The sequence below is a fragment of the Kineococcus sp. TRM81007 genome (genome assembly GCF_022669155.1).
In the GTDB taxonomy this organism is placed as follows: domain Bacteria; phylum Actinomycetota; class Actinomycetes; order Actinomycetales; family Kineococcaceae; genus Kineococcus.
This window is the reverse complement of sequence record NZ_JALBVB010000042.1, coordinates 18,599-24,342: the sequence shown is the minus strand read 5'-3', so window position 1 is coordinate 24,342 and position 5,744 is coordinate 18,599. Positions and strand designations below refer to the sequence as shown.

5 protein-coding genes are annotated in these 5,744 nt (G+C 75.8%); 2 read left to right on the top strand and 3 right to left on the bottom strand.

Annotated features, from left to right (window positions below):
- Entirely contained in the window at positions 1 to 1,329 is a 1,329-nt protein-coding gene (locus tag MN205_RS06895; protein WP_242124901.1) for a UDP-glucose/GDP-mannose dehydrogenase family protein, read from the bottom strand.
- A gap of 210 nt (positions 1,330 to 1,539) precedes the next feature.
- On the opposite strand from MN205_RS06895, the gene MN205_RS06890 reads away from it, so the two are divergent.
- Positions 1,540 to 2,622, top strand: a complete 1,083-nt coding sequence (locus MN205_RS06890) for a cell wall-binding repeat-containing protein (RefSeq protein WP_242125627.1) — start codon at positions 1,540 to 1,542, stop codon at positions 2,620 to 2,622.
- Positions 2,623 to 2,655: 33 nt separating this feature from the next.
- Here MN205_RS06890 and MN205_RS06885 read toward each other — a convergent pair whose 3' ends face one another.
- Complete coding sequence (locus MN205_RS06885) at positions 2,656 to 3,045, bottom strand: DUF2304 domain-containing protein (protein ID WP_242125625.1); 390 nt, start codon at positions 3,043 to 3,045, stop codon at positions 2,656 to 2,658.
- A 25-nt stretch (positions 3,046 to 3,070) separates the two neighbouring features.
- The gene (locus tag MN205_RS21200; protein ID WP_308220245.1) at positions 3,071 to 3,823 is read right to left on the bottom strand and encodes a glycosyltransferase family 2 protein; all 753 of its coding nucleotides are present in this window, start codon (positions 3,821 to 3,823) and stop codon (positions 3,071 to 3,073) included.
- A 40-nt stretch (positions 3,824 to 3,863) separates the two neighbouring features.
- Here MN205_RS21200 and MN205_RS06875 point away from each other — a divergent pair, with 40 nt between their 5' ends.
- Positions 3,864 to 5,675, top strand: coding sequence for an ABC transporter ATP-binding protein (locus MN205_RS06875; protein ID WP_374115867.1), 1,812 nt, complete (start codon positions 3,864 to 3,866; stop codon positions 5,673 to 5,675).
- The last annotated feature ends 69 nt before the right edge of the window (positions 5,676 to 5,744 follow it).

Here is a 5,744-nt window from a genome sequence, read left to right as displayed (position 1 = left end):
TCAGGCGCGGGGGCGTCCCAGGGCGCGGTAGGTCCACCCGGCCGAGCGCCACCGGGCCGGGTCCAGGGCGTTGCGTCCGTCGAGGATGCGCTTCTCCTTGACCAGGTGCGAGATCGAGGCCGGGTCCAGGTCGCGGTACTCCTTCCACTCCGTCAGCAGCAGCACGACGTCGGCGCCGCGCACGGCGTCCTGGACGTTGTGGGCGAAGGAGATGTCCGGCACGGCCTTGCGGGCGTTGTCCAGCGCGGCCGGGTCGGTCAGGACCACGTCACCGCCTTGCAGGCGGATCTGCGCGGCCACGTTCAGCGCGGGGGAGTCGCGGGTGTCGTCGGAGTCGGGCTTGAACGCCGCGCCGAGCACCGCCACGCGCTTGCCGATCAGCGAGCCCTCGCAGACCTCGCGGGCCAGGTCGACCATGCGGATGCGCCGGCGCATGTTGATCGAGTCGACCTCGCGCAGGAACGTCAGGGTCTGGTCCGCGCCCAGCTCGCCGGCGCGGGCCATGAAGGCGCGGATGTCCTTGGGCAGGCAGCCGCCGCCGAAGCCCAGGCCGGCGTTGAGGAACTTGCGCCCGATGCGGTCGTCGTGGCCGATGGCGTCGGCCAGCTGCGTGATGTCGGCGTTGACCTTCTCGCACAGCTCGGCCATGGCGTTGATGAAGGAGATCTTCGTGGCCAGGAACGAGTTGGCGGCGACCTTGACCAGCTCGGCGGTCTGGTAGTCCGTCACGATCGTGGGGGTGCCGCGCTTCAGGGGGGTGGCGTAGACCTCGTCCAGCAGTGCCCTGGCGGCCTTGCCGGTCTCGGACTCCGGGCCCTGGGGGACCCCGTAGACCAGGCGGTCCGGGTGCAGGGTGTCGTCCACGGCGTGGCCCTCGCGCAGGAACTCCGGGTTCCACGCCAGGGAGGCGCCCGGGGCCTTCTCGGCGAGCTTGGCGGCCAGGCGCGCGGCGGTGCCCACCGGCACGGTGGACTTGCCCACCACGAGCTCGCCGTCGCCCACGTGCGGCACCAGCGCGTCGACGGCGGCGTCGACGTAGCGCATGTCGGCGGCGAACTCGCCCTTCTTCTGCGGGGTGCCCACGCACACGAAGTGCACCGCGGAGCCGGCGGCCTCGGCGACCTCGGTGGTGAAGCGCAGCCGGCCGGTGGCCATGGCGCGCTCGAGCAGTTCGGGCAGGCCCGGCTCGAAGAACGGTGCGCGCGCTTCGCGCAGCGCCTCGATCTTCTCGGCGTCCACGTCCACGCCGACCACCTCGTGGCCCAGCTCGGCCATGCACGCGGCGTGCACGGCGCCCAGGTACCCACACCCGATGACAGTCATGCGCATGCCGCGCACAGTAGTGGCCCGGACGCGCACCGAGAACACGCTGGTCCCCGGGAGGGACGCTGCGCCCCGGTACGGCCCCAGCCGTGTGAGCCGTCTCACACGGTTGCGGGTCGTGCGACCCTGTGCCTCAAGGTCGAGCCCGTCCGGTCCGACACCGGTCGGGTCCGCGCGTCCTGCGCGCCGGCCCACGCACACCCCCGGAAGGTCCCCATGCGCCTGCGTCCCCGCCCCCTGGCCCTCGCGGCCGCCCTCGCCGTCGCCGTCGTCGGTGGCGGCGCTGCGCCCGCCGGTGCGGAGCCCGGCGACGCGCAGCTGAAGGCCACCACCGTCAGCCGCATCTCCGGCGCGGACCGCATCGCCACGGCCGTCCAGGCCGCCCGCTCCTTCTCGGGGCAGAAGGCCGACGCCGTCGTGCTGGCCCGCGCCGACTCCTTCGCCGACTCCCTCGCCGCGGCGCCCCTGGCCTCCGACGCCGGCGGCCCGCTGCTGCTGACCCCCAGCGGTGGCCTCGACGCCACCGTCGCCGACACCGTCCGCGACGTGCTGGCCCCCGGCGGCACCGTCTACCTGCTCGGCGGGACCTCGGCGCTGTCCGGCGCCGTCGAGCAGTCCGTGCGCTCCCTCGGCGTCGCCGGCACCGTCCGCCGCGTCGCCGGCACCGACCGCTTCGGCACCGCCGTCGAGGTCGCCAAGCTGCTGCCCGAGGCCACCAGCGTCTCCGTCGTCACCGGCTGGAACTTCCCCGACGGGCTCGCCGCTGGCGCCCTCATGGGCGTCGTGGACTCGGAGACCGAGCACAGCGTCGGCCTCGTCCTCCTCAGCGACGGCAACGAGCTCGGCGCCACCACCGCCGGCTACCTCGGCACCCGGAACTTCGCCACGAAGATCGCCATCGGCGGTCCCGCGGCCGTCGCCGTCTCCGGCCAGGCCGGCTGGGCGCCCATCGCCGGCGCGGACCGCTACGACACCTCCGCCCGCCTCGCCCGCCAGTTCACCTCCAACGGGTTCTTCGAGGACGCCACCACCATCGTCGGCATCGCCACCGGCGAGGGGTGGGCCGACGCCCTGTCCGGCTCCGCGCTGCTCGCCTACGGCGGCGGCCCGCTGCTGCTGACCCAGCCCGGCCAGCTGCCCGGCGTCACCGCCACCGCGCTGCGCGACCTGCAGGCCGACGCCCGCGCCACGCAGGACGACCAGGGCAACCCCCTCGAGGTCGGCACCGCGCTCGTCTTCGGCGGCACCAACGCCGTGCAGGACGCCGTGCTCACCGAGATCCGCGACGCCCTGGCCTGAGCCGAGCGCCCCGGCCCCGCGCCCGGCCCCCGCTCAGGCGGGCGGCCGGTCCCCGGGGGCCGGGGCGTGCTCGTGGCGGGCACGCGCCAGCGACGGCGGCTCCGCCTCGTCCAGCGCCAGCCGCCGCGTCAGCTGCGTCAGCCGCTCCTCCATCGAGCGGCGGTGGCGGTAGGAGGACACCAGCACCCCCAGGAACGCCACCACCAGCCCGTACAGCAGCAGGTCCGTGCCGCGGCCCACGCCCAGCGCCCGCGCCACCGCCGTCACCGCCCCCGGCGCCAGGATGCTGGCCACCGCCAGCACCACCAGCCCGCCCAGCAGCAGCCGCCGCACCGCCTGGTGGCGGGCCCCGGCGGTGCTGCGCACCAGGAGCACCCCCACCGCGAGCACCGCGGCGATCAGCAGCAGCTGGATCAGCAGCACGACGTCCCCCTCCCCGGTCCCGGCATCAGCCCAGCAGCGTCTCGACGAGGATGTTCACGCTGTTCAGCAGCGACTGCCCCTTCGAGCGCGAGTAGTCGGTGTAGCGGATCTCCACCGGGTGCTCCGCCCAGCGCAGCCCGCCGCGCCCCACCTGCTCCACGATCTCGCTCGCGTGCGCCATCCGGTCGTGCTTCAGGCGCAGGTGCGCCGCCCCGCGCCGCGACAGCACCCGCAGGCCGTTGTGGGCGTCCGTCAGCCGCACCCCCGTGGAGCGGTTCGTGTACAGCGTGGCCAGGCGCAGCACCACCCGCCGCAGCGGGTCCAGCTGCGTGCGCCGGTCCAGGAAGCGCGAGCCGAACAGCACGTCCAGCTCCTCGCGCTCCAGCCGGCGCACCATCGCGTCGGCGTCCTCCACCCGGTGCTGGCCGTCCGCGTCGAACGTCACCACCGACGTCGTCAGCTCGTCGCGCAGCGCGTAGGCGATGCCCGTCTGCAGCGCCGCGCCCTGCCCCAGGTTCACGCCGTGGCGCACCACCGTCGCACCCGCCTCCTCGGCCACGGCCGCCGAGCCGTCCGGGCTGCCGTCGTCGACGCACACCACGTGCGCGAAGCGGCTGCGCAGCTCGCGCACCACGTCGCCGACCACGCCGGCCTCCCGGTACAGGGGCACCACCACCCAGGTGCCCGGGTGCCGGTCGGCGGCCGGCGGCGGGACGGCCGGGGTGCCGGCCGCGGCGGGGTGCGCGCCGCGCGGCGCGTCGTGCGGGGTGCTCCTCACGGCACCATCATGGCCGTTCGCGCCGCCCGCGTCGGGGAGGATGGCCGGCGTGCGCGAGCTGCTCCGGACCGTCCAGGCCCTGCTGAGGCTCCTCCCGGCGGGCAGCGGGCGCTTCGTCACCGTCTACAGCGGCGCCCAGGCGGCCCTGGCGGTCCTCGACGTCGTCGCCCTCGGGCTGCTCGCGGTGCTGCTGCCGGTCGCCGTGGGCGGTGGCGGGCAGCTCGCCGTGCCCCTGCCCGTCGTGGGCGACCGGATCGGCACGGGCACGCTCGTGGTGCTCATCGTGGTGGTCAGCGCGCTGCTCGTCGTCAAGAGCGTGGCCAGCCTGCTGCTGGTGCGCTGGGGCGTGGTGCGCTTCGCCGGGCACGAGGTCGACGTCGCCGACCGGCTCGTGCGCGCCTACCTGTCGGCCTCGTGGAGCTACCGGCTGCGGGCCAGTTCCGCGCGTGCCGTGCGCACCGTGGACGAGTCCCTGAACCAGACGTTCAACGGCTTCCTCATGCCCTTCTCCAGCCTGGTCGCCGAGGTCGCCAGCCTCGCCGCGGTCGGCCTCGTCGTGCTCGTCGCCGCCTGGCAGACCGCGCTCGTGGCCGCCGGGTACTTCGCCGTCGTCGCCTTCGTGCTCTACGCCGTCGTCGCCCGCCGCGCCGCCGCGGCCGGGCGCACCGCCGTCGCCACCAGCGTCGACACCGTGCGCCTGGTGCAGGAGTCCTTCGCGGCCACCAAGGAGATCACCCTGCGCGGGCGCGGCGAGCAGCTCGCCGGCGTGGCCCGCGAGGTGCGCAGCCGCAGCGCCCGCGCCCGCGGCATGGCGTTCTTCTACTCGGTCGGGCCCCGCTTCGTGCTGGAGGCGGCGCTGCTGGGCGGCTTCCTCGTCGTCGGCGGTGCGGCCGTCCTGACGCAGGGCCTCACCGAGGCCGTCACCGCGATCGGCCTGTTCGCCGTGGCGGGCTTCCGCGTCGTGCCGTGCCTGACGCGCCTGCAGTCGGTCTTCGCCACCATGCACGCGCACCAGCCCAACGCCCACGAGGTCCTCGACGCGCTGCGCGACACCGGCGCCACCGACGGCCCCGTCCCCTCCCTGCGCACCGCCGGCGGCCCCGACGCGCTGCCCGCCGGTGCCGTGGAGGTGCGCCTGGAGGGCGTCTCCTTCACCTACCCCGGGAGCGCGTCGCCGGCGCTGGACCGGGTGGACCTCGTCGTGCCCGCCGGCTCGCGCGTCGCCGTCGTGGGGCGCTCCGGGTCGGGCAAGTCGACGCTGGTGGACCTCGTGCTGGGCCTGCTGCTGCCCACCGGCGGCCGCCTGCTCGTCGGCGGGCGGCCGCTGGAGGAGGTCACCGGGGCGTGGCGGCAGCGCGTCGGGTACGTGCCCCAGGACGTCGCGCTGCTGGACGCCGACGTCGCCCGCAACGTCGCCCTCAGCTGGAGCGAGGAGGACGTCGACCTCGCCCGGGTGGAGCGTGCGCTGGCCGCCGCGCAGCTGACCGACGTGGTCGCCGCGCTGCCGCAGGGGGCGCGCACGCCGGTGGGGGAGCGCGGCCTGCGCCTGTCCGGCGGGCAGCGCCAGCGCCTCGGCATCGCCCGTGCCCTGTACGCCGACCCGCACGTGCTCGTGCTGGACGAGGCCACCAGCGCCCTGGACGCCGCCACCGAGGCCGCCGTCACCGCCACCGTGGCGGGCCTGCGGGGCGTGACCGTGCTCGTGGTGGCGCACCGGCTGGCCACCGTGCGGGACTGCGACGCCGTCGTGGTGCTCGACGGCGGTCGCGTGCGGGCGGTCGGCACGTTCGACGAGGTCGTCGCGGCCGTGCCCGACTTCGCCGTGCAGGCCGAGCTGTCCGGCCTCGCCTGACCCCGCGTCCCCGCTCCCGCTCCCACCCCGGCCCCGCTGCGCTCCCGCCCGCACCCCTCCCCCCTCCCC

Coding starts and splice junctions, on each gene's coding strand:
- MN205_RS06895 (WP_242124901.1), bottom strand. CDS start 1,329: ATGCGCATGACTGTCATCGGGTGTGGGTACCTGGGCGCCGTGCACGCC.
- MN205_RS06875 (WP_374115867.1), top strand. CDS start 3,864: ATGGCCGGCGTGCGCGAGCTGCTCCGGACCGTCCAGGCCCTGCTGAGG.
- MN205_RS06890 (WP_242125627.1), top strand. CDS start 1,540: ATGCGCCTGCGTCCCCGCCCCCTGGCCCTCGCGGCCGCCCTCGCCGTC.